20 protein-coding genes are annotated in these 22,251 nt (G+C 68.1%); 11 read left to right on the plus strand and 9 right to left on the minus strand.

The window, feature by feature from the left end; all coding sequences use genetic code 11:
* Positions 1-25 precede the first annotated feature (25 nt).
* From ACFVYF_RS05635 to trxA, 5 genes are all read left to right on the plus strand, one after another.
* The gene (locus ACFVYF_RS05635; protein WP_389451230.1) at positions 26-1,714 is read left to right on the plus strand and encodes a protein kinase family protein; all 1,689 of its coding nucleotides are present in this window, start codon (positions 26-28) and stop codon (positions 1,712-1,714) included.
* A gap of 121 nt (positions 1,715-1,835) precedes the next feature.
* Positions 1,836-2,561 carry an RNA polymerase sigma factor SigM gene (gene sigM / locus ACFVYF_RS05640; protein ID WP_389451232.1) on the plus strand — a complete coding sequence of 242 codons (726 nt, stop codon included), beginning with the start codon at positions 1,836-1,838 and terminating at the stop codon, positions 2,559-2,561.
* Complete coding sequence (locus ACFVYF_RS05645) at positions 2,558-3,541, plus strand: anti-sigma factor family protein (RefSeq protein ID WP_389451235.1); 984 nt, start codon at positions 2,558-2,560, stop codon at positions 3,539-3,541. Before sigM ends, ACFVYF_RS05645 begins: the two co-directional genes overlap by 4 nt.
* A gap of 255 nt (positions 3,542-3,796) precedes the next feature.
* Positions 3,797-4,768 (plus strand): thioredoxin-disulfide reductase, encoded by a 972-nt coding sequence (gene trxB, locus ACFVYF_RS05650; RefSeq protein WP_389451238.1) that lies wholly within the window; start codon positions 3,797-3,799, stop codon positions 4,766-4,768.
* A gap of 42 nt (positions 4,769-4,810) precedes the next feature.
* Complete coding sequence (gene trxA, locus ACFVYF_RS05655; RefSeq protein WP_389451241.1) at positions 4,811-5,143, plus strand: thioredoxin; 333 nt, start codon at positions 4,811-4,813, stop codon at positions 5,141-5,143.
* Positions 5,144-5,288: 145 nt separating this feature from the next.
* Here the strand turns inward: trxA and ACFVYF_RS05660 are convergent, their stop codons facing one another.
* The 9 genes from ACFVYF_RS05660 to rpmH all read right to left on the minus strand — a co-directional run bounded on the left by ACFVYF_RS05660 (position 5,289) and on the right by rpmH (position 12,317).
* Positions 5,289-5,906 (minus strand): GNAT family N-acetyltransferase, encoded by a 618-nt coding sequence (locus tag ACFVYF_RS05660; protein ID WP_389451244.1) that lies wholly within the window; start codon positions 5,904-5,906, stop codon positions 5,289-5,291.
* A gap of 327 nt (positions 5,907-6,233) precedes the next feature.
* Positions 6,234-7,325, minus strand: a complete 1,092-nt coding sequence (locus tag ACFVYF_RS05665) for a ParB/RepB/Spo0J family partition protein (protein ID WP_389451247.1) — start codon at positions 7,323-7,325, stop codon at positions 6,234-6,236.
* Entirely contained in the window at positions 7,322-8,395 is a 1,074-nt protein-coding gene (locus tag ACFVYF_RS05670; RefSeq protein WP_389452088.1) for a ParA family protein, read from the minus strand. The genes ACFVYF_RS05665 and ACFVYF_RS05670 overlap by 4 nt, the downstream gene beginning before the upstream one ends.
* A 342-nt stretch (positions 8,396-8,737) precedes the next feature.
* The gene (gene rsmG, locus ACFVYF_RS05675; protein WP_383290541.1) at positions 8,738-9,454 is read right to left on the minus strand and encodes a 16S rRNA (guanine(527)-N(7))-methyltransferase RsmG; all 717 of its coding nucleotides are present in this window, start codon (positions 9,452-9,454) and stop codon (positions 8,738-8,740) included.
* Between the two features lie 158 nt (positions 9,455-9,612).
* Positions 9,613-10,122 carry a protein jag gene (locus tag ACFVYF_RS05680; RefSeq protein ID WP_389451250.1) on the minus strand — a complete coding sequence of 170 codons (510 nt, stop codon included), beginning with the start codon at positions 10,120-10,122 and terminating at the stop codon, positions 9,613-9,615.
* Between the two features lie 15 nt (positions 10,123-10,137).
* Entirely contained in the window at positions 10,138-11,421 is a 1,284-nt protein-coding gene (gene yidC / locus ACFVYF_RS05685; RefSeq protein WP_389451253.1) for a membrane protein insertase YidC, read from the minus strand.
* Between the two features lie 3 nt (positions 11,422-11,424).
* On the minus strand, positions 11,425-11,790 hold the full coding sequence (gene yidD / locus ACFVYF_RS05690) for a membrane protein insertion efficiency factor YidD (protein WP_389451256.1): 366 nt from the start codon (positions 11,788-11,790) through the stop codon (positions 11,425-11,427).
* Positions 11,787-12,158 carry a ribonuclease P protein component gene (gene rnpA, locus ACFVYF_RS05695; RefSeq protein WP_389451259.1) on the minus strand — a complete coding sequence of 124 codons (372 nt, stop codon included), beginning with the start codon at positions 12,156-12,158 and terminating at the stop codon, positions 11,787-11,789. The genes yidD and rnpA overlap by 4 nt, the downstream gene beginning before the upstream one ends.
* Before the next feature lie 21 nt (positions 12,159-12,179).
* Entirely contained in the window at positions 12,180-12,317 is a 138-nt protein-coding gene (gene rpmH / locus ACFVYF_RS05700) for a 50S ribosomal protein L34 (RefSeq protein WP_006381191.1), read from the minus strand.
* A gap of 397 nt (positions 12,318-12,714) precedes the next feature.
* On the opposite strand from rpmH, the gene dnaA reads away from it, so the two are divergent.
* The 6 genes from dnaA (at position 12,715) to gyrB (ending at position 22,242) form a co-directional block, all read left to right on the plus strand.
* The gene (gene dnaA, locus ACFVYF_RS05705) at positions 12,715-14,811 is read left to right on the plus strand and encodes a chromosomal replication initiator protein DnaA (protein WP_389451262.1); all 2,097 of its coding nucleotides are present in this window, start codon (positions 12,715-12,717) and stop codon (positions 14,809-14,811) included.
* A 1,103-nt stretch (positions 14,812-15,914) separates the two neighbouring features.
* The gene (gene dnaN / locus ACFVYF_RS05710) at positions 15,915-17,045 is read left to right on the plus strand and encodes a DNA polymerase III subunit beta (protein ID WP_389451265.1); all 1,131 of its coding nucleotides are present in this window, start codon (positions 15,915-15,917) and stop codon (positions 17,043-17,045) included.
* Between the two features lie 125 nt (positions 17,046-17,170).
* The gene (gene gnd / locus ACFVYF_RS05715; RefSeq protein WP_389451268.1) at positions 17,171-18,046 is read left to right on the plus strand and encodes a phosphogluconate dehydrogenase (NAD(+)-dependent, decarboxylating); all 876 of its coding nucleotides are present in this window, start codon (positions 17,171-17,173) and stop codon (positions 18,044-18,046) included.
* 128 nt (positions 18,047-18,174) lie between these two features.
* Positions 18,175-19,299, plus strand: coding sequence for a DNA replication/repair protein RecF (recF, locus tag ACFVYF_RS05720; RefSeq protein ID WP_389451270.1), 1,125 nt, complete (start codon positions 18,175-18,177; stop codon positions 19,297-19,299).
* Positions 19,296-19,871, plus strand: a complete 576-nt coding sequence (locus ACFVYF_RS05725) for a DUF721 domain-containing protein (RefSeq protein WP_389451273.1) — start codon at positions 19,296-19,298, stop codon at positions 19,869-19,871. Before recF ends, ACFVYF_RS05725 begins: the two co-directional genes overlap by 4 nt.
* Before the next feature lie 307 nt (positions 19,872-20,178).
* Positions 20,179-22,242, plus strand: coding sequence for a DNA topoisomerase (ATP-hydrolyzing) subunit B (gyrB, locus tag ACFVYF_RS05730; protein WP_389451276.1), 2,064 nt, complete (start codon positions 20,179-20,181; stop codon positions 22,240-22,242).
* The last annotated feature ends 9 nt before the right edge of the window (positions 22,243-22,251 follow it).

Below are 22,251 nucleotides of genomic sequence, written 5' to 3' on the forward strand. Positions count from 1 at the left end.
AACGGATGGGGAGGCAGGGACGACGGTGGCGGAACGGAGCACGGCTGCCGTCGACGTGGCAGACAACAGCGGTGACGAGCCGCTGACCGCGAAGGCGGACCAGTCCACGGCCGACGGGGAGGCCCAGAACCGGGAGCAGGACACGGAGAGCGACGAGGCACAGGGGAGCGGCGGGACCGAGAGTCCCGGGAAGGCCTCACCACCTGAACTGCACAGCGGACACAAGCTCGCCAGACGCTACCGCCTCGAGGAGTGCGTCACCCGTCTGGACGGTTTCAGCAGTTGGCGTGCGGTGGACGAGAAGCTCCGCCGCGCCGTGGGCGTGCATTTGCTGCCCGCCGACCATCCGCGAGCCCGCTCGGTGCTGGCCGCGGCCCGCTCCTCCGCGCTGCTCGGGGACCCCCGCTTCGTCCAGGTCCTGGACGCGGTCGAGGAGAACGACCTCGTCTATGTGGTCCACGAGTGGCTGCCGGACGCCACGGAGCTGACGGCACTCCTGGCCGCGGGCCCGCTGGAGGTGCACGACGCCTACCAGATGGTCACGCAGGTCTCCCAGGCCATGGCCGCCGCGCACCGCGAAGGTCTCGCGCATCTGCGGCTGACGCCGGGCGCCGTGCTGCGCGCCTCGTCGGGCCAGTGGCGCATCCGCGGTCTCGCGGTCAACGCCGCGCTGCGCGGCATCAAGTCCGACACCCCGCAACGCACCGACACGGAAGCCGTCGGCGCACTGCTGTACGCCGCGCTCACCCAGCGGTGGCCGTACGAGGAAGACGCCTACGGCCTGTCCGGGCTGCCCAAGGACGTCGGCCCCATCGCCCCCGACCAGGTGCGGGCCGGTGTCCACCGCGGCCTGTCGGAGCTCGCCATGCGCGCGCTCGTCAACGACGGTGCGACGGCCTCGCGCCAGGATCCTCCGTGCACCACGCCGGAGGAGCTGGTGAAGGCGATCAGCGAGATGCCCCGCATCCGCCCGCCGGAGCCCGCGTTCACCGCACCGCCCGACTACCAGCGCACGACCTATCAGCAGGGCACGTACGGCCGTCAGTCACCGCGTCCGGGCGTCACCCAGCCCGTGCCGACGCCGCTCCCTCCGCTGCAGAGCCGTACCGGCAAGGCACTCAAGTGGGCGGTCTCCGCACTGCTCATCGCCGCGCTGGGTCTCGGCAGCTGGCAGCTGGCGGACGCGCTGATGGACCGCGGCAAGTCCGACAGCACCGACAACACCCGGACGACAGACGGCAACGACAAGAACCCCAAGAGGACGCTGGGCACGCCGGTCGCCATCAGCAATGCCCGTGACTTCGACCCCTTCGGCGACGGGTCCGAGAAGCCATCCGACATAGGCAAGGTCTACGACACCACTCCTGGCACGTATTGGCAGACGGACTTCTACAAGAGTGCCGACTTTGGACGACTGAAGCAGGGCCTTGGAGTCATCCTCGATCTTGGCAAGGTCCAGCAGGTGGAGAAGGTGACCGTCTCCTTCGTGGGGGACACGTCCGTGGAACTTCGCGCCGCCTCGGGTGACGCAGGTTCGGAGCCGCTGTCCTTCAACAGCTACAGCAAGGTCGCCGAGGGCTCCGGTACGAGCGTGACGCTCAAGCCCGGCGGATCGCTCAAGGCCCGCTACCTCCTGGTCTGGCTGACCAAGTTGCCGCCGACGGGCGACGGTACGTACCGCGGCAGGGTGGTGGACGTGAAGGTGACCAGCTGAGGGTTCCCTGTCCGTCAATGGATGATGGAGCGGGCTTCAGCAAGGACCTTTCGATGCGCTTTGGAGAGGAGGTCCAATTTCTCGCGGCAAAATCCGTAAGGTTGCCCCGAGGGAGGGGCCGATGGCAGAAGGCGCCGTGTACGCCGAAGCAAGGGATGAAGACCTGCTCGCCCGCCATGTCGAAGGCGACCCCGAGGCCTTCGGTGAGCTCGTACGGCGCCATCGCGACCGCCTGTGGGCGGTGGCCCTGCGGACGCTGGGAGACCGCGAGGAGGCCGCTGACGCGGTCCAGGACGCTCTCGTCTCCGCCTACCGGGCCGCCCACACCTTCCGCGGCCAGTCGGCCGTCACGACGTGGCTGCACCGCATCACGGTGAACGCGTGTCTGGACCGCGCCCGCAAGGCCGCATCCAGAAAGACATCCCCCGTCGATGACACCGAACGTCTTGAGCAGCTTCTGGAGCCGCACGAGTCGGCGTCCGCGCCCGCGGAGCGCAACGATCTGCACCGGGAACTCCTGGAGGCCCTGGGCACCCTGCCTCCCGACCAGCGGGCCGCGATCGTCCTCGTGGACATGCAGGGCTACCCGGTGGCGGAGGCCGCCCGCGTCCTGGATGTGCCCACCGGGACGGTGAAGAGCCGTTGTGCCCGAGGCAGAGCCAGACTGCTGCCCCTCCTCAGCCACCTCCGACCGGAGAGCGCAAGCGGCCGGGCCGGCAAGGACGGCGAGAAGGCGGGCGGCGGAAGGAACCGGACGCAGGGGCCATCCGTCCCACCCGCAGCGGGACCACATGATGCAGGGCCAAGCGATTCAGCTGCTGTGAAGGGCGGAGGTGGGCGAGCGTGACATCCACGACCGACACGGCCGGGCACCCGGAAGTCACGGAGATCTCCGACCTCACCGAGGGTCTGCTCCCCCCTTCCCGTACCGCGGACGTGCGCCGGCATCTGGACGGCTGCCCGCTCTGCGCCGACGTGTACGCCTCTCTTGAGGAGATCCGGGGGCTTCTCGGCACACTCCCGGGCCCGTCCCGCATGCCCGCCGATGTGGCAGGGCGGATCGATGCCGCCCTGGCCGCGGAAGCCTTGCTGAGCGCGACGACAACGGATCTCCAGGACGCCGATGTGCGCGCCGCCACGTCAGCTGATGGTTCCCCCGCAGTGCCCGACGACGGCGACGCAGACACCGAACAAGGCGCGAGCGAAGACGGACATGTTTCACGTGAAACATCCACCTCTGCCGCTGGTGGCCGCCCAACCGGACATTCCCGTGCCGCCACCGGTCCGGGACGCACGCCTCGCACGCGCCGGAGCCGCCGCGGAACCATCGCACTCGGCGCCTTCTTCACCGTTGCCGCCCTGGGACTGGGCACCTTCCTCGTCCAGTCGGTGACGGAGGACAACCCCGGCGACACCCCCTCGACAGCAGAGCAGCAGCACACCGACGCGGCCCACACCTTCTCCAAGGGCAAACTGCAGCAGCAGGTCGCCGACCTCCTCGCTGCGCGCAAGGGCCCGGACAGCGGCAACAAAAGGTCCGCGGAACCTGATTTCGGCGCGACGGGATCCAGCGACGGGGGACCGCACATCCTGAAGGTGCCCGTGGTCCCGGTTCCGGACTGCATTCAGAAGGGCATCAACCGCACCGAGGAAGCGCTCGCGACGTCCAAGGGCGTCTACAACGGCACGAAGGTCTACCTGGTCGTCCTGCCCGACCCTTCCGACAGCACCCAGGTCACGGCGTACATCGTCGACGCCACGTGCGTGGGCCAAGCCAAGGGCTCCTCGGGCAAGGTTCTCCTGGAGCAGTCATACGCTTCGTCCTGACCGGGATGACCGGGAGTACGACTGCTCCCGACCGGCAAGATGCTCGGTAGGACGGCACTGAGGCCCCACTCTTGCGAGCCCAGCACGACCGGATGACGCCGACTCCAGAATTCCGTCCCCGTACGCTGTGGCGTCCCCGTGTGCCCGGACACACTGGGAATGCCGGGCCCTTAGGATCCGTTGGGTGGGGTGAGAGTTCTGAGAGAGGCTCCCACCGGCAGTACGCAGCAGTCTCCAGAGACGAGGAATCAAGCCGTGAGCGACGTCCGAAACGTGATCATTATCGGCTCCGGGCCCGCCGGCTACACGGCGGCCCTGTACACCGCGCGCGCGTCGCTGAAGCCGCTGGTGTTCGAGGGGGCCGTCACCGCGGGCGGCGCCCTGATGAACACCACCGAGGTGGAGAACTTCCCCGGCTTCCAGGACGGCGTCATGGGCCCCGAGCTCATGGACAACATGCGCGCCCAGGCCGAGCGCTTCGGCGCCGAGCTGATCCCGGACGACGTCGTGGCTGTCGACCTGACGGGAGACATCAAGACCGTCACCGACACCGCGGGCACCGTCCACCAGGCGAGGGCCGTCATCGTCACGACGGGCTCGCAGCACCGCAAGCTCGGTCTGCCCAACGAAGACGCCCTCTCCGGACGCGGCGTCTCCTGGTGCGCCACTTGTGATGGCTTCTTCTTCAAGGACCAGGACATCGCCGTCATCGGTGGCGGCGACACCGCGATGGAGGAGGCCACCTTCCTCTCCCGCTTCGCCAAGTCCGTGACGATCGTCCACCGCCGGGACACCCTGCGCGCGTCCAAGGCGATGCAGGAGCGGGCGTTCGCCGACCCCAAGATCAAGTTCATCTGGGACAGCGAAGTCGCCGAGATCGAGGGCGACCCGAAGCTCTCCGGTCTGAAGCTGCGCAACCTGCAGACGGGCGAGATCTCCGACCTGGCAGTGACGGGTCTGTTCATCGCGATCGGCCACGACCCGCGCACCGAGCTGTTCAAGGGACAGCTCGAGCTGGACGGCGAGGGCTACCTGAAGGTCGAGGCGCCTTCGACCCGCACCAACCTCACCGGCGTCTTCGGCGCCGGTGACGTCGTCGACCACACGTACCGCCAGGCGATCACCGCCGCCGGCACCGGCTGCTCCGCCGCCCTCGATGCGGAGCGCTTCCTCGCCGCCCTGGCGGACGGAGAGGCGACTGCCGAGCCCGAGAAGACCGCTGTCTGACTCCCGTCCGCCCCACCGCACCACCAAGTTAAGGAGCCCGCCGTGGCCGGCACCCTGAAGAATGTGACCGACGACTCCTTCGAGCAGGACGTCCTGAGGAGCGACAAGCCCGTCCTGGTGGACTTCTGGGCCGCATGGTGCGGACCCTGCCGCCAGATCGCGCCGTCGCTCGAGGCGATCGCCGCCGAGTACGGGGACAAGATCGAGATCGTCAAGCTCAACATCGACGAGAACCCGGGTACGGCCGCCAAGTACGGCGTCATGTCCATCCCGACCCTGAACGTCTACCAGGGTGGCGAGGTCGCCAAGACCATCGTCGGTGCGAAGCCGAAGGCCGCGATTGTGCGGGACCTCGAGGACTTCATCACCGAGTAGTCGATGACGCCGTCACACGGACGGCGATGTTTCACGTGAAACACGAATGGGCCAGCCCGAAAGGGCTGGCCCATTCGCATAGGAGGCGCGAGACGAGAGGCGAGTCGCAGCGGCAGCGGCAGCGGCAGCGGCAGGGGTCAGGGAGTTACAGCGGCCGCAGCGCCGGCTCCTTCTGCACCGCCCCCAGCAGCCGGTCCAACGCCAGCTCCACGTCTTCCTTCCAGGACAAGGTCGTCCGCAGTTCCAGCCGCAGCCGCGGGTGCGTGAGATGGTGCCGGACCGTCTTGAAGCCCACGGCCAGCAGATGATCGGCGGGCAGCACGCAAGCCGGTTCCTTCCACCGGGCATCCCCAAAGGCCTCGATCGCCTTGAAGTCCCGGCGCAGCAGATCCTTCGCGACTGTCTGTACCATCACTCTGCCGAGCCCCTGCCCTCGGTACCCCGGCAAGATGAACGCGGTCATCAACTGGACCGCGTCAGGGGAGACCGGGCTCGTGGGGAAAGCTGTGGACCGAGGGACATACGCCGGGGGCGCATACAGCACGTAGCCGACTGGTACGTCGTCCACGTAGACGACCCTGCCGCATGATCCCCAGTCCAGCAGAACAGCCGAGATCCAGGATTCCTTCTCCAGGGCGGGGGTGCCCGCTTTTACCGCAGCTTCGCCGCTGACGGGGTCCAGTTCCCAGAAGACACACGAGCGACAGCGCTGGGGAAGGTCCTGAAGGTTGTCCAGCGTGAGCGGTACGAGCCGACGCCCCATGAAGGCAGTTCCTCGCTTCCTTCGCCCGCTGCGTCACGGGCGGCTGTCAGAGCGCTTCGCTCCCGGAGCAGGCTGCCGACGAACCCGCCGACCGCCCCTAGCCCCAGGCCTGCCGTCACCATTCCGGAACGACTCACGGTTCGCACGGCCCCCGCCTCCCCAATGAAGGTGTCGCCAGGTGGATGCGCCATACCCGTACGCATCGTATCCACGAAGCGATTCCCTCGATACCGCCTGAAAGCAAAGAGCGGGCCGTGTTCCGGTACACACCGGACACAGCCCGCTCCTGGTGGCGGAACGGTCATAAACCGTCCCGCCACCTGCGCCTCAGATCTCCGTGTCGTCGACGTCGTCGTCCAGAAGGCTCTTCTGCAGGACCGGCCCCTCGCCCGGAGCGAGGCTGCCCAGGATCCGCTCGAGGTCGTCCATCGAGGCGAACTCGACGGTGATCTTGCCCTTCTTCTGACCGAGGTCGACCTTCACCCGCGTCTCGAAGCGATCCGAGAGCCGCGTCGCGAGGTCACTCAGCGCCGGAGAGAGCCGGGTGCCGGCTCGCGGCCCCTTGGCCCGTGTGGCCGTCTGCGGCCGGGACCCCATGAGGGTCACGATCTCCTCGACGGCCCGCACCGAGAGCCCCTCGGCCACGATCCGGTGAGCCAGCCGGTCCTGCTCCTCCGAGTCGTCGACGGAGAGCAGGGCCCGTGCGTGCCCCGCGGACAGCACTCCGGCGGCCACGCGGCGCTGGACCGACGGAGAGAGCTTCAGCAGACGCAGCGTGTTGGAGACCTGCGGGCGGGACCGACCGATGCGGTCCGCCAGCTGGTCGTGCGTGCAGTTGAAGTCCTTGAGCAGCTGGTCGTAGGCGGCTGCCTCTTCCAGCGGGTTCAGCTGTGCGCGGTGCAGGTTCTCCAGGAGTGCGTCCAGGAGGAGCTTCTCGTCGTCCGTGGCTCGCACGATCGACGGGATGGCCTCAAGTCCCGCCTCACGGCAGGCACGCCAGCGCCGCTCGCCCATGATGAGCTCGTAGCGCTCCGGGCCCAGCTGCCGCACGACGACAGGCTGGAGAAGCCCGACCTCCTTGATGGAGGTGACCAACTCCGCGAGGGCATCCTCGTCGAACACCTCACGAGGCTGCCGGGAGTTGGGCGTGATGAAGTCGAGCGGCAGCTCGGCGAAGTGCGCGCCGACGGGCTCCGGCGGCACCTCCACCGCTCCGTACGACAGCGAATCCTCGGTTTCATGTGAAACAGGGGGGAGTGAGGCCACCTTGGCCGCTGCCACCCCGCGCTCGGCGGTGAGTACGGGGACGGACGTCGGTGAGGTGGATCCTCCATTCACCGCCGGCCCCCTCTCGCCTGTCGGGGCAGCAGGGATCAGTGCGCCGAGACCACGGCCCAGCCCCCTTCGTCGCTCGCTCACTGAATCCCCTCCACCATGCTCTGTTCGTTCGGTGCGCCCACGTGGGCGTGTTGCGCGTCGTACGCCACACCGGCGCCGCGCAATGCGATTTCCCGTGCCGCCTCAAGATAGGAGAGGGCACCGCTCGATCCTGGATCGTAGGTCAGAACCGTCTGCCCGTAGCTCGGGGCTTCGGAGATACGGACTGAGCGCGGAATGCTCGTCCGTAGTACCTCGTCGCCGAAGTGGCTGCGCACCTCGTCCGCGACCTGGGACGCCAGTCGCGTCCGGCCGTCGTACATGGTGAGCAGGATGGTCGACACATGCAGGTTCGGGTTGAGGTGCCCCCGGACCAGATCGACGTTGCGCAACAGCTGGCCCAGGCCCTCCAGCGCGTAGTACTCGCACTGGATCGGGATCAGGACCTCGGCGCCGGCGACCAACGCGTTGACTGTCAGGAGACCGAGCGACGGCGGGCAGTCGATGAGGATGTAGTCCAGCGGCTGCTCGTATGCCTGGATCGCTCGCTCCAGCCGGCTCTCCCGTGCCACCAGGGACACCAGCTCGATCTCCGCACCGGCGAGATCGATCGTGGCAGGAGCGCAGAAGAGGCCCTCGACATCGGGGACCGCCTGAACGACTTCGGAGAGCGGCCTGCTGTCGATCAACACGTCATAGATCGAAGGAACTTCGGCGTGATGATCGATGCCCAGCGCGGTGGAGGCATTGCCCTGAGGGTCGAGGTCGACCACCAGGACGCGGCCGCCGTGCAAGGCGAGTGACGCGGCCAGGTTGACCGTGGTTGTGGTCTTGCCGACCCCACCCTTCTGGTTGGCGACCACCATGACGCGTGTCTGCTCCGGCCGTGGCAGGCCTTCGCCGGCACGGCCCAGAGCCTCCACTGCCAGTTGGGCAGCACGACCGATGGGAGTGTCGTCCATCGGGGGCGGTGTTTCACGTGAAACATCCTCCCCCATCGACTCGGTACGGGGACCGGGGACCGGATCGGTCATCGGTCCCGCGATGTTGGCGTCGGACCGCAAGGATTCACTCTCCTCGACTTCAGGCTCGCAATGAACAGAGCCTCCCATGTCTTCGGGGTCATGAACCAGCGAGGCCCGTTCTTCTGTGGAGAAATCCACCTCTGTGGACAACTCCGCACCCTCTGCGAGTGAACCGAGAGGTTTCCGGTCGCGGGGTTCGGCCGCGGCGCGGCCGCGACTGATGATGCCGTGCAGCAGTGAGCGACGTTTCACGTGAAACACGATGCATAGCGGTCGGCCTCATTTCGGCGCGACACTCCGAGATGCGTAGGTTTGGCAGCTTGTGTGGAGTACGGCTCGTCGTCAGGACGGATCAACGGGAGTGACGAAAAACTCCCGGCTCCGCCACAGCGGAGCCGGGAGTTCGAGGTTCGTTGTGAGCCTTCGGGCTCAGCGACGACGCCGTGTTCGGCTCGTCCGGGCTGCCTTGGCGCGCTTCGCAGCGAAGCGGACCCCGCCCGGACTCTCCCCGACCTCGACGCGCACCACGGTGGAAAGCGGATCCACGATCCCCTCGCCGACATGCAGGATGGATGTGTCCACCGCTCCGAGCTTGCTGAGCGCCGTGGCAGCGCTCTTCAGCTCCTCCTCCGCGGTGTCGCCCTTGAGCGCGAGCATCTCGCCGTACGGCCGCAGAAGGGGGATGCCCCACGTCGCGAGCCGGTCCAACGGCGCGACCGCGCGAGCGGTCACCACGTGGACCGGAGTCAGCTTCCCCATGACCTCCTCGGCGCGGCCGCGGACGACGGTCACATGATCGAGGCCCAGCAGCTCGACGACCTCGGTGAGGAAGGTGGTCCGGCGCAGCAACGGCTCAAGCAGCGTGATCTTGATGTCTTCACGGACCAGGGCAAGCGGAATGCCGGGCAGACCGGCGCCGGAACCCACATCGCAGACGGTCACACCCTCGGGTACGACCTCCGAGAGCACCGCGCAGTTCAGCAGATGCCGCTCCCACAGGCGGGGCACTTCACGGGGGCCGATCAGACCGCGCTGCACTCCCGCCTCGGCCAGCAGCTCCGCGTACCGGACCGCGTCCGCGAAGCGATCGCCGAATACCTCGCGCGCCTGCTCGGGCGCAGGGGGGAGCTCCGCTGCCTCCGTCACGGGGACCGTCCTTCCGTACCGCATAAGCGCACTGAGCGCTGGCTTCCAGGACTATCAGGGACTACAGCTGTCGGGTCCGCAGCTGCCGGGGACTATCAGGCTGACAAAGTTCGGCCCCGTCTGCGCAACAGACGGGGCCGGAGGAACGTACGTACCGATCAGGCAGGAAGCACGACGACGAAGCGCTGCGGCTCCTCGCCCTCGGACTCGCTGCGCAGCCCGGCGGCCTTGACCGCGTCGTGCACGACCTTGCGCTCGAAGGGCGTCATCGGCTTCATCTTCACGGGCTCGCCGGAGCTCTTGACCTCGGCCGCGGCCTTGGCGCCCAGCTCGGAGAGCTCCTCGCGCTTCTTCGCGCGATAGCCACCGATGTCCAGCATCAGCCGGCTGCGGTCGCCGGTCTCCCTGTGCACGGCCAGGCGCGTGAGCTCCTGAAGGGCCTCGAGCACCTCGCCGTCACGGCCGACCAGCTTCTGCAGGTCGCGGCCGCCGGCGTCGCTGATAATCGAGACAGCGGCTCGGTCGGCCTCGACGTCCATGTCGATGTCGCCGTCGAGATCAGCGATGTCGAGCAGACCCTCGAGGTAGTCCGCCGCGATCTCGCCCTCCTGCTCCAAGCGGGACAGGGTGTCGCCCTCGGCGGCAGCGGAGATGGTGCCTTCCGTCACGGGATGGACTCCTTCTTACTTCTTGGACGGGGACTTGGGCCGCTGAGGGCCCTTGCGCTGTCCTGACTGGGCTTTGCTGCGGGTACCGGAGCCGGGCTTGGCGCCACCGCCCGCCGGCTTGGCGGCGTCGGGCTTGGCGTCCTGCGGCTCGTCGGACTTGGTCAGCGAGGTCTTCGGCTCGGCTTCGGCTGCTGCCTTGGCCACAGCGGCCTGACGCTGGGACTTGGACTGCCGCTTCGGCTGCTGGCGCTTGGGCGGGCCGCCCGCGGTCGTCGAGGTGCCGTCCTCGGCCTCGGTGACGGCATCGCTCACGCCCTTCACCACGGTGCCGTCGGCCTGGGCCGCCAGGCCCGCCTTCGTCAGAGCGTTGATGAATTTGCGCTCGTGCTCGTTGCGTTCACGGCCCTTGGCGACGATCGCCTTGACAATCGCCTTCTGACCACGGCCGCGCGTCTTCTCGTGATGCGTGACGTGCTTCTCCAGGCGCTCCAGGTAAGCGGCCTGGGCCTTGCTGCCCGGCGTCGGGTTGTTGCGGATGACGTACATCTGCTGACCCATGGTCCACACGTTGGTGGTCAGCCAGTAGACGAGGACACCGACCGGGAAGTTGATGCCGAAGATGGCGAACATGACCGGGAAGACGTACATCAGCATCTTCTGCTGCTGCATGAAGGGCGTCTTGACGGACATGTCGACGTTCTTCGTCATCAGCTGGCGCTGCGTGTAGAACTGCGACCCCGACATCAGCACGATCATGATCGCTGTGATGACACGGACATCCATCACCGTGGCACCGAGCGAGGCGACCTTGTCGGCACCGTCGGTGAACTTCGCCGCGAGCGGGGCGCCGAAGATGTGTGCCTTACGCGCGCTGGCCAGCAGCGAATCGTCGATGACGCCGATCGTCTTGCCGGTCGCGATGCCGTTCAGCACGTGATACAGGGCGAAGAAGAACGGCGACTGGGCCAGGATGGGAAGGCACGAGGAGAGCGGGTTGGTACCCGACTCCTTGTACAGCTTCATCATCTCTTCGGACTGGCGCTGCTTGTCGGTCTTGTAGCGCTCCTGGATCTTCTTCATCTCGGGCTGCAGCGTCTGCATCGCCCGAGTGGCCTTGATCTGCTTCACGAAGAGCGGGATCAGGCAGATACGGATCAGGATCACCAGGGACACGATGGACAGGCCCCAGGCCCATCCCGAGTCGGCACCGAAAACCTTGCCGTACACGGAGTGGAACTGGACGATGACCCAAGATACGGGTGTCGTGATGAAGCTGAAGAGACTGGCAATCGTGTCCACTAATCAGGCTCCTTGAGCATGGGACGGGGTCTCGGCGGCCGGGCTCGAGGGGTGGTCGGACATACCGTGCCCCTCGGTGGCCGGTTCGGCGGCGGAGTTCCCGCCCTTGCGTGCACGCCAGGCGTTGCGCAGCGATTCGTGCCACCGCGGGCGCTTGCGCGGCGGAACATGGTCCACACCACCCAGCGACCACGGATTGCACCGGAGGATGCGCCAGGCGGTGAGTGCCGTTCCCTTGACCGCACCGTGCCGGTCGATGGCCTGGTAGCCGTAGTGGGAGCACGACGGGTAGTACTTGCACACCGGCCCGAGCAACGGGCTGATGGTCCACTGGTAGAGCTTGATGAGAGCCAGCAGCGGGTACTTCATCGCGCGCCCCCTCCCAGCAGCCGCTCCAGGGCGGCGTCCAGGTCTCGGGCCAGCTGTACATGGTCGGCGTCGCCCGCACCGGGCAGCGCTCGTACGACTACCAGGCTACCGGGGGGCAGCAGGGCCACTCGGTCGCGCATCAGATGGCGAAGCCGGCGCTTCACCTTGTTGCGTACGACAGCTCCACCCACGGCTTTGCTCACGACGAAACCCGCACGCGTCGGGGGAGCGCTCTCCCCAGGCGCGTGCGGGTCCGTTGCACCGCTACGTAGATGGACGACGAGAAGCGGGCGTCCGGCCCGGCGTCCTCGGCGTACCGCGGTCGCGAAGTCCTCGCGCCGCCTCAGCCGATGCTCGGTAGGCAGCACGACATCATGACCTGTAAGTAATCAGGCGGACAGGCTCGCGCGACCCTTGCCACGGCGGTTCGCGAGAATCGCGCGGCCGGCACGGGTACGCATCCGCAGGCGGAAGCCGTGGGTCTTCGCGCGACGACGGTTGTTCGGCTGGAAGGTGCGCTTGCTCACTCGGGGGCTCCAGAAAGAATCAGTAGTGGCGGGGTGCCGTCTTGGCTGTCACCGTGCGCCCACGAGTAGCTCGTATTACGCCCGAGTGCACCGCTTCCCGATCACTTGACGCGATCTGTGCCCATCGGAGGCAGGCGGCAGCAGCCATCGACAACTCGACCTGGTTACGGTACGCGCGGCTACGCCATCCGGTCAAACCAGTGCCCTCCGGGAGACACTATCCACAGGCTGGGGACAACAACTTGAACCGCAGCGGTCGCCCTGACTACCGTGGCTGAACTCCGATTCGTTCCCTTCTCCCCGCCCCATCTGTTTCGTTCCCCCTGCTTCACCCGAGTTACATCCCGACCTGCTCCCAGAACCACACGTTCGTGGGACCCGTGAGAGAGCGTGCCCTGTGGCTGATGTACCTGCCGATCTTGCCGCAGTGTGGCCACGAGTACTGGAACAACTCCTCGGTGAGGGCCGTGGGCAGGGCGTGGAGACCAAGGACGAGCACTGGATCAAGCGCTGCCAGCCGCTGGCCCTGGTCGCGGACACGGCTCTGCTCGCAGTACCGAACGAATTTGCGAAGGGCGTACTGGAGGGCCGTCTCGCGCCGATCGTCAGCGAATCGCTGAGCCGTGAGTGCGGCCGGCCGATCCGCATCGCGATCACCGTCGACGACTCCGCGGGGGAGCCCCAGTCCCCGGCGCCGCCCGCCCAGCCCCGGTACGAGGAGCCCGAGCTCCCCTCCGGTCCGGCACAGAGCCGGGACCCGTACGACGGCCAGACCCGCGACGAGCGTGACGCACGGGACGGACGGGATGGATACGACGGCCAGGACCGTGGTGGCCGCGACGGACGGGACGGGCGTGACAGTCGTGGCGGTCGTGACGGCTACGACGGCCAGGGCCGCGACGAGCGCAATCCCTACGACAGCCAGAACCGGGACGGATACGAGCGGTACGGCCGGCACCGCGCGGACGACCACCGGCCGGGCCGTGGCGAGCAGCTGCCCGGCGGCCCCGGCGATCACCTGCCGTCCGCCCGCTCCGACCAGCTGCCCAACGCCCGTCCCGCCTACCCGGACTACCAGCGCCCCGAGCCGGGCGCCTGGCCCCGGCCGTCGCAGGACGACTACGGCTGGCAGCAGCAGCGCCTCGGCTTCCCGGACCGCGACCCGTACGCGACGCCGTCACAGGACTACCGTCCGCAGTCGATGGACCGGCCGTCCTACGAGCAGCAGCGCCAGGACTACGACCAGGCCCGGTCCGACTACGAGCAGCAGCGGTCGGACTACGAGCAGCGCGACGGCCGGCGTGACCTGGACTCCCGCCGGGACCACCAGGCCCCCCCGTCCCCGTCCGGCAACGGCCATGTGCACCGCGGCGGCCCGGTCGGCTCCTCGCTGCCCGCATCGAGCGGCGCACCGGGCCCCCTGGCCGCGCAGCCCGCGCCGGCGGCCGGTCCCGGCGAACCCACCGCGCGACTGAACCCGAAGTACCTCTTCGACACCTTCGTCATCGGCGCCTCGAACCGATTCGCGCACGCGGCCGCGGTCGCCGTCGCCGAGGCGCCGGCGAAGGCGTACAACCCCCTCTTCATCTACGGGGAGTCGGGGCTCGGCAAGACGCACCTGCTGCACGCGATCGGGCACTACGCGCGCAGCCTCTACCCGGGCACGCGCGTGCGGTACGTGAGCTCGGAGGAGTTCACCAACGAGTTCATCAACTCCATCCGCGACGGCAAGGGCGACAGCTTCCGCAAGCGGTACCGCGAGATGGACATCCTTCTTGTCGACGACATCCAGTTCCTGGCGGACAAGGAGTCGACGCAGGAGGAGTTCTTCCACACCTTCAACACGCTCCACAACGCGAACAAGCAGATCGTGCTGTCCAGTGACCGGCCGCCCAAGCAGCTGGTGACCCTGGAGGACCGGCTGCGGAACCGTTTCGAGTGGGGTCTGATCACGGACGTCCAGCCGCCCGAGCTGGAGACCCGTATCGCCATCCTTCGTAAGAAGGCGGTGCAGGAGCAGCTCAACGCTCCGCCGGAGGTCCTGGAGTTCATCGCGTCCCGTATCTCGCGGAACATCCGCGAGCTGGAGGGCGCGCTGATCCGGGTGACGGCGTTCGCGTCGCTCAACCGGCAGCCGGTGGACCTCGGACTGACCGAGATCGTCCTCAAGGACCTGATCCCCGGCGGCGAGGACTCGTCCCCGGAGATCACCGCGCCGGCCATCATGGCGGCCACCGCCGACTACTTCGGCCTCACCGTGGACGACCTGTGCGGCTCCTCGCGCAGCCGCGTCCTGGTCACCGCGCGGCAGATCGCCATGTACCTGTGCCGTGAGCTGACCGACCTGTCGCTGCCGAAGATCGGCGCGCAGTTCGGCGGCCGCGACCACACGACCGTCATGCACGCCGACCGCAAGATCCGCGCGCTGATGGCCGAGCGCCGCTCCATCTACAACCAGGTCACGGAGCTCACGAACCGCATCAAGAACGGCTGACAGCCACGACGGTACGCCGTCGGAGGGGACAGGGCGGTACGGCGTCCGATGAGACGTCGGTACGCCGCCGAAGGCGCCCCGGGACACGCTCCCGAGGGCGCCTTTCGCTGCTCCCGAGGCTCCCCGACACGCCGTTCAAGCCGCCCCGAGGCGCCCTCCTATACGCGTCCCGCGGCGTCCTCAAACTCGTCCCGAGGCGCCCTCACAGGCGCTCCGGAGCATCCTCGCGTGCGTCCCAAGAGGCTCTCGGACGCCTCCGGAGGGCCTCCCGCGCCGTTTCGGCACCCGTTTCGGGCCCCGCGCCGTGGCCCACTCGTCATCCACTGTTCGAATAGGGGCCCGGTTACGGCCGCCCTCCACAGATTCGGGTACTTTCTCGCGTCCACACCCTGGGGACCGGGAAGTTGTCCAGATCGTGTCCACAGGGCGGACTGTTGAAAGACCATCAGACCAGGTCAGGTGCTTGTGGATTGGTGGACGAACGATCTCCACAGACTGTGGACGAAGAAAAGATCCACAGGGTGTGCAAGAAGTTGTCCACCGGCAACCCACAGGCCACAGCCGGTTGTCCCCAGCAATCCCCAGCTTCTCCACACGCCTGTCCACTGTTCGGCAACGCAACGCGCCGAATCACCGTGTCGAGTGAAAGGCGTCACACGAAGGTGCCGGGTTGGCCTGTGGGGAACGTGGGTAAAGCTGGGGACGGCGCTGGGGAGAAGTGCCCCGAGGCTGTGCATCGAGTGTGCAGAACTTTTCCCCGTCCACAGCGGGCCCCGGTTGTCCACCGGCTCCACCCACAGGCCCGGTGGACAAAATTTGCCGTCTGAGCTGCGAAAACGGGGTTATCCACGGTTTCCACAGCCCCTACTACTACTCCCAACTAGAGAGAGCTGGGAATCCGTTTCGAAGTGGGGGCTGTGCACAACTCGCGGTTCGGCGCTCCGGTGCCGCTCGGAACGACTTGACCCAGGGGGGCACCGACTGTCAGTGCGGTGCGTCAGACTGGTCCCCGGTGTCCTTCCCCTCACAGGGTCCGACGACACCGAGTCAGACAGCGAAGGCCAGCAGGGCGAGAGCGCCGGCAACAGACGGAGGCGGCAACGGTGAAGATCCGGGTGGAACGCGACGTACTCGCGGAGGCAGTGGCCTGGGCGGCACGCAGCCTCCCGGCCCGTCCGCCGGCGCCTGTCCTCGCCGGCCTCCTGCTGAAGGCCGAGGGCGGCGCGCTGAGCCTGTCGAGCTTCGACTACGAGGTCTCGGCGCGGGTCTCGGTGGACGCCGAGATCGACGAAGAGGGCACGGTGCTCGTGTCGGGCCGGCTCCTCGCCGACATCTGCCGCGCCCTGCCCAACCGGCCGGTGGAGATTTCCACAGACGGTGTACGGGCGACCGTGGTCTGCGGCTCCTCGCGGTTCACACTCCACACCCTGCCTGTGGAGGAGTACCCGGCCCTGCCGCAGATGCCGTCGGCGACCGGCACCGTCCCGGGCGAGGTCTTCGCCTCGGCTGCCGCGCAGGTGGCCATCGCGGCCGGCCGTGACGACACGCTGCCGGTGCTGACCGGTGTCCGCATCGAGATCGAGGGCGACACGGTCACCCTGGCCTCCACCGACCGCTACCGCTTCGCGGTCCGTGAGTTCCTGTGGAAGCCGGAGAACCCGGAGGCGTCCGCGGTCGCCCTGGTGCCCGCCAAGACGCTCCTGGACACCGCCAAGGCCCTCACGAGCGGCGACAGCGTGACCCTGGCGCTGTCCAGCTCCGGCGCCGGCGAGGGCCTGATCGGCTTCGAGGGCGCCGGACGGCGTACGACCACCCGTCTGCTCGAAGGCGACCTGCCGAAGTACCGCTCGCTGTTCCCGACGGAGTTCAACTCCGTGGCCGTGATCGAGACCGCCCCCTTCGTGGAGGCCGTCAAGCGCGTGGCCCTGGTGGCGGAGCGGAACACCCCGGTGCGGCTCAGCTTCGAGCAGGGCGTGCTGATCCTGGAGGCCGGCTCCAGCGACGACGCACAGGCTGTGGAGAGGGTCGACGCCCAGCTGGAGGGCGACGACGTCTCGATCGCCTTCAACCCGACCTTCCTGCTCGACGGCCTGAGCGCCATCGACTCGCCGGCCGCCCAGCTCTCCTTCACGACGTCCACGAAGCCCGCGCTGCTCAGCGGCAAGCCGGCGGTGGACGCCGAGGCGGACGAGGCCTACAAGTACCTGATCATGCCGGTCCGCCTCAGCGGCTGACGAAATCGGCAGGTGGGCGTACGCCTGAGCGCGTATGCCCACAGGTGTGCGTGGACGTCCGGGTTTAGGCTCGGTCGCAGGTACGAAAGTGCCCTCACGCCACGTCGCAACCTAAGGAACAACTGATGGAGCTCGGTCTCGTCGGCCTCGGCAAGATGGGCGGCAACATGCGCGAGCGGATCCGCCGCGCAGGCCACACCGTCCTCGGATACGACCGCAACCCGGACCTCGCCGATGTCCACAGCCTGGAAGAGCTTGTGGGCAAGCTCAAGAGCCCGCGCGTGGTGTGGGTGATGGTCCCGGCGGGTGCCGCGACCCAGTCCACGATCGACGAGCTGGCCGCGCTCCTTCAGCCCGGTGACGTCGTCGTGGACGGCGGCAATTCGCGTTGGACGGACGACGAGAAGCACGCTGTCGAGCTGGGCATCAAGGGCATCGGTTTCGTCGACTGCGGCGTCTCCGGCGGCGTCTGGGGCCTGGAGAACGGCTATGCGCTGATGTACGGCGGTGACGTCCAGAACGTCGCCAAGGTGCAGCCGGTCTTCGACGCGCTGAAGCCGGAGGGCGACTTCGGGTCGGTGCACGCGGGCAAGGTCGGCGCCGGCCACTTCGCGAAGATGGTCCACAACGGCATCGAGTACGCCATGATGCAGGCCTATGCCGAGGGCTGGGAGCTGCTGGAGAAGGTCGACTCCGTCACCGACGTGCGCGAGGTCTTCCGCTCCTGGCAGGAGGGCACGGTCATCCGCTCCTGGCTGCTCGACCTGGCGGTGAACGCCCTGGACGAGGACGAGCACCTGGAGCAGCTCAAGGGGTACGCGGAGGACTCCGGCGAGGGCCGGTGGACGGTGGAGGCGGCCATCAACCACGCGGTCCCCCTGCCCGCGATCACCGCGTCGCTCTTCGCGCGGTTCGCCTCCCGACAGGACGACTCGCCGCAGATGAAGATGGTCGCGGCGCTGCGCAACCAGTTCGGCGGCCACGCCGTCGAGAAGAACTGATCCACACCCTGGGGGTCTCGCTCCCAGGGTCTCCCCGGTTGTCCACAGCCGGGGACAACCCGAAGGCCGGGCGTCCCGGACCTCGGGGAAGCCCGAAGCACCACGTTGGGGGAGGTCGGCGAACGACCATGCACGTCACGCATCTGTCGCTGGCCGACTTCCGCTCGTACGCCCGGGTCGAGGTTCCGCTCGACCCGGGCGTCACCGCGTTCGTGGGACCCAACGGGCAGGGCAAGACGAACCTCGTCGAGGCGGTCGGCTATCTCGCCACCCTCGGCAGCCACCGCGTCTCCTCCGACGCGCCCTTGGTGCGCATGGGCGCCGACCGCGCGATCGTCCGGGCCACCGTGAAGCAGGGCGAGCGCCAGCAGCTCATCGAGCTTGAGCTGAACCCCGGCCGGGCCAACCGTGCCCGCATCAACAGATCGTCGCAGGTCAGGCCGCGTGATGTGCTCGGCATCGTGCGGACGGTGCTGTTCGCGCCCGAGGATCTCGCGCTGGTCAAGGGCGACCCCGGCGAGCGGCGCCGCTTCCTCGACGAGCTGATCACGGCCCGCTCCCCGCGCATGGCGGGCGTCCGCTCCGACTACGACCGGGTGCTCAAGCAGCGCAACACGCTCCTCAAATCGGCCGCGCTCGCCCGCCGCCACGGCGGCCGCACCATGGACCTGTCCACGCTCGACGTCTGGGACCAGCACCTCGCGCGCGTGGGCGCCGAGCTGCTCGCCCAGCGGCTCGACCTGGTCTCCGCGATCCAGCCCCTGGCGGACAAGGCGTACGAGCAGCTGGCCCCCGGCGGTGGCCCGGTCGCGCTGGAATACCGTCCGTCGTCGCCCGAAATCGTCGGCCACGCGCGCGAGGAGCTGTACGAGCAGCTGATGGCCGCGCTCGTGGAGACCCGCAAGCAGGAGATCGAGCGGGGCGTGACCTTGGTCGGCCCCCACCGGGACGAACTGCTCCTCAAGCTCGGCCAGCTCCCCGCGAAGGGGTACGCCTCGCACGGGGAGTCCTGGTCGTACGCGCTGGCGCTGCGTCTCGCCTCGTACGACCTGCTCAGGGCCGAGGGCAATGAGCCGGTGCTGGTCCTGGACGACGTGTTCGCCGAGCTGGACACCCGGCGCCGTGAGCGGCTCGCCGAGCTGGTCGCGCCCGGGGAGCAGGTGCTGGTGACCGCCGCGGTGGACGACGACGTGCCCGGCGTCCTGGCCGGGACGCGGTTCACCGTGTCCGAGGGCACGGTGGAGCGCGTATGACGGAAAACACACCGCGAGCGTCGGCAGGCGCCACCGGAGGCGCGTCCGGTGAGGTGCCCAAGAAGATCCCCGAGCCGTCCGGCGTGGACCTCGCGCGCGTGGCCCTGCGCGCCGCGAAAGAACAGGCACGCGCGCGTGGGGACGCGGCGCAGCAGAAGAAGCAGGCGCGGCGCGGCGGCGGCCTGCGCTCCGGCGCGCGCGCCGACGGCCGTGACCCGATGGCGCTCGGCGCGGCCATCAACCGGCTGATCACGGAGCGCGGCTGGGAGGCGCCGGCGGCGGTGGGCGGTGTGATGGGCCGCTGGCCGGAGATCGTCGGCGACGACCTGGCCAAGCACTGCGTTCCCCAGAAGTACGACGAGGACGAGCACGTCCTGACGGTGCAGTGCGACTCGACGGCCTGGGCGACCCAGCTGCGGCTGCTGGCCCCGCAGTTGGTGGCGCGGCTGAACGAGGACCTGGGCCACGGCACGGTGCGGTTGATCAAGGTGCTCGGCCCCGGGGGTCCCCCCCGCCGCTTCGGCCCCCTGCGCGCCCCTGGCAGCACCGGGCCCGGCGATACGTACGGGTGACCCGACGCGGTTGCGAACACCGACCTGACTCCGCAGTAGCTGGGGGTTGACACCCGGAAGCGCTGAGTGCCTCTGTGAGCCTCTTGGAGCCCCGTTCCGCATATGGGGAGTCGGGAGAGACCGGTTGAGGGCGGCACATGAGGACTCAGGTACCGGCAAACCCCCATCACTGTCGGCGCTACCGGTAGACTGGGAGCTAATCCCGCCCCGTTCGTGGGGACCGTCGGGAAATGGTGTGCAACGCTGACCAAGGCTTACCAACGCAACACGCCGCAACCGCTCCGGCCACCCGCCGGGAGCTTGGATTGTGCTGTGCCAGAAAGGGCGCTTCGTGGCCGATTCCGGCAACCCCAACGAGAACATCCCGTCCACTGCCGCCGGCAAGAACGGCGAGGTCACAGCCTCGTACGACGCCAGCGCCATCACAGTCCTCGAGGGTCTGGACGCGGTCCGCAAGCGACCCGGTATGTACATCGGCTCGACCGGTGAGCGCGGACTGCACCACCTCGTGTACGAGGTCGTCGACAACTCGGTCGACGAGGCGCTGGCCGGCCACGCGGACACGATCGAGGTCACGATCCTCGCCGACGGCGGCGTGCGCGTCATCGACAACGGCCGCGGCATCCCGGTGGGCATCGTCCCCTCCGAGGGCAAGCCGGCGCTCGAGGTCGTGCTGACCGTGCTGCACGCGGGCGGCAAGTTCGGCGGCGGCGGCTACGCGGTCTCCGGTGGTCTGCACGGCGTGGGTGTCTCCGTCGTGAACGCACTGTCCTCGCGGGTGGCCGTCGAGGTCAGGACCGAGGGCTTCCGCTGGACGCAGGACTACAAGCTGGGCGTCCCGACGGCCCCGCTGGCCAAGCACGAGGCGACCGACGTGACCGGTACGTCGGTCACCTTCTGGGCCGACGGCGACATCTTCGAGACCACCGACTACTCCTTCGAGACGCTCTCGCGGCGCTTCCAGGAGATGGCGTTCCTCAACAAGGGTTTGACGATCAAACTCACTGATGAGCGCGAGTCGGCGAAGGCCACGGCGGGCGCCGACGAGGCCGGAGCGGACGAAAAGGCCGAGGTCAAGACCGTCACGTACCACTACGAAGGCGGCATCGTCGACTTCGTGAAGTACCTCAACTCCCGCAAGGGCGACGTGGTGCACCCGACGGTGATCGACATCGAGGCCGAGGACAAGGAGCGCATGCTCTCCCTCGAGGTCGCGATGCAGTGGAACGGCGGCTACAGCGAGGGTGTGTACTCCTTCGCCAACACCATCCACACCCACGAGGGCGGTACGCACGAAGAGGGCTTCCGCGCGGCGCTCACCGGACTCATCAACCGGTACGCGCGCGACAAGAAGCTGCTGCGCGAGAAGGACGACAACCTCACCGGTGACGACATCCGCGAGGGTCTGACCGCGATCATCTCCGTCAAGCTCGGTGAGCCGCAGTTCGAGGGCCAGACGAAGACCAAGCTGGGCAACACGGAAGCGAAGACCTTCGTACAGAAGGTCGTGCACGAGCACCTCACGGACTGGCTGGACCGCAATCCGAACGAGGCCTCGGACATCATCCGCAAGTCCATCCAGGCGGCCACCGCGCGCGTGGCGGCCCGCAAGGCGCGTGACCTCACCCGCCGCAAGGGTCTGCTGGAGTCGGCGTCGCTGCCGGGCAAGCTGTCCGACTGCCAGTCGAACGACCCCACCAAGTGCGAGATCTTCATCGTCGAGGGTGACTCCGCCGGCGGCTCGGCCAAGTCCGGCCGAAACCCGCAGTACCAGGCGATCCTCCCGATCCGAGGCAAGATCCTCAACGTCGAGAAGGCGCGGATCGACAAGATCCTGCAGAACCAGGAGATCCAGGCGCTGATCTCGGCCTTCGGCACCGGAGTCCACGAGGACTTCGACATCGCGAAGCTCCGCTATCACAAGATCATTTTGATGGCGGATGCCGACGTCGACGGCCAGCACATCAACACCCTGCTGCTGACCTTCCTGTTCCGCTTCATGCGGCCGCTGGTCGAGGCCGGCCACGTGTTCCTCTCCCGTCCGCCGCTCTACAAGATCAAGTGGGGCCGGGACGACTTCGAGTACGCGTACTCGGACCGTGAGCGGGACGCGCTGATCGAGCTCGGCCGCCAGAACGGCAAGCGCATCCGCGACGACTCCGTCCAGCGCTTCAAGGGTCTCGGTGAGATGAACGCCGAAGAGCTGCGCATCACGACGATGGACCAGGAGCACCGCGTCCTCGGCCAGGTCACGCTCGACGACGCCGCCCAGGCCGACGACCTGTTCTCGGTCCTGATGGGCGAGGACGTCGAGGCGCGGCGCGCGTTCATCCAGCGCAACGCCAAGGACGTCCGCTTCCTCGACATCTGAGTCGGTCTC

The sequence above is a fragment of the Streptomyces sp. NPDC058274 genome, from assembly GCF_042881375.1.
In the GTDB taxonomy this organism is placed as follows: domain Bacteria; phylum Actinomycetota; class Actinomycetes; order Streptomycetales; family Streptomycetaceae; genus Streptomyces.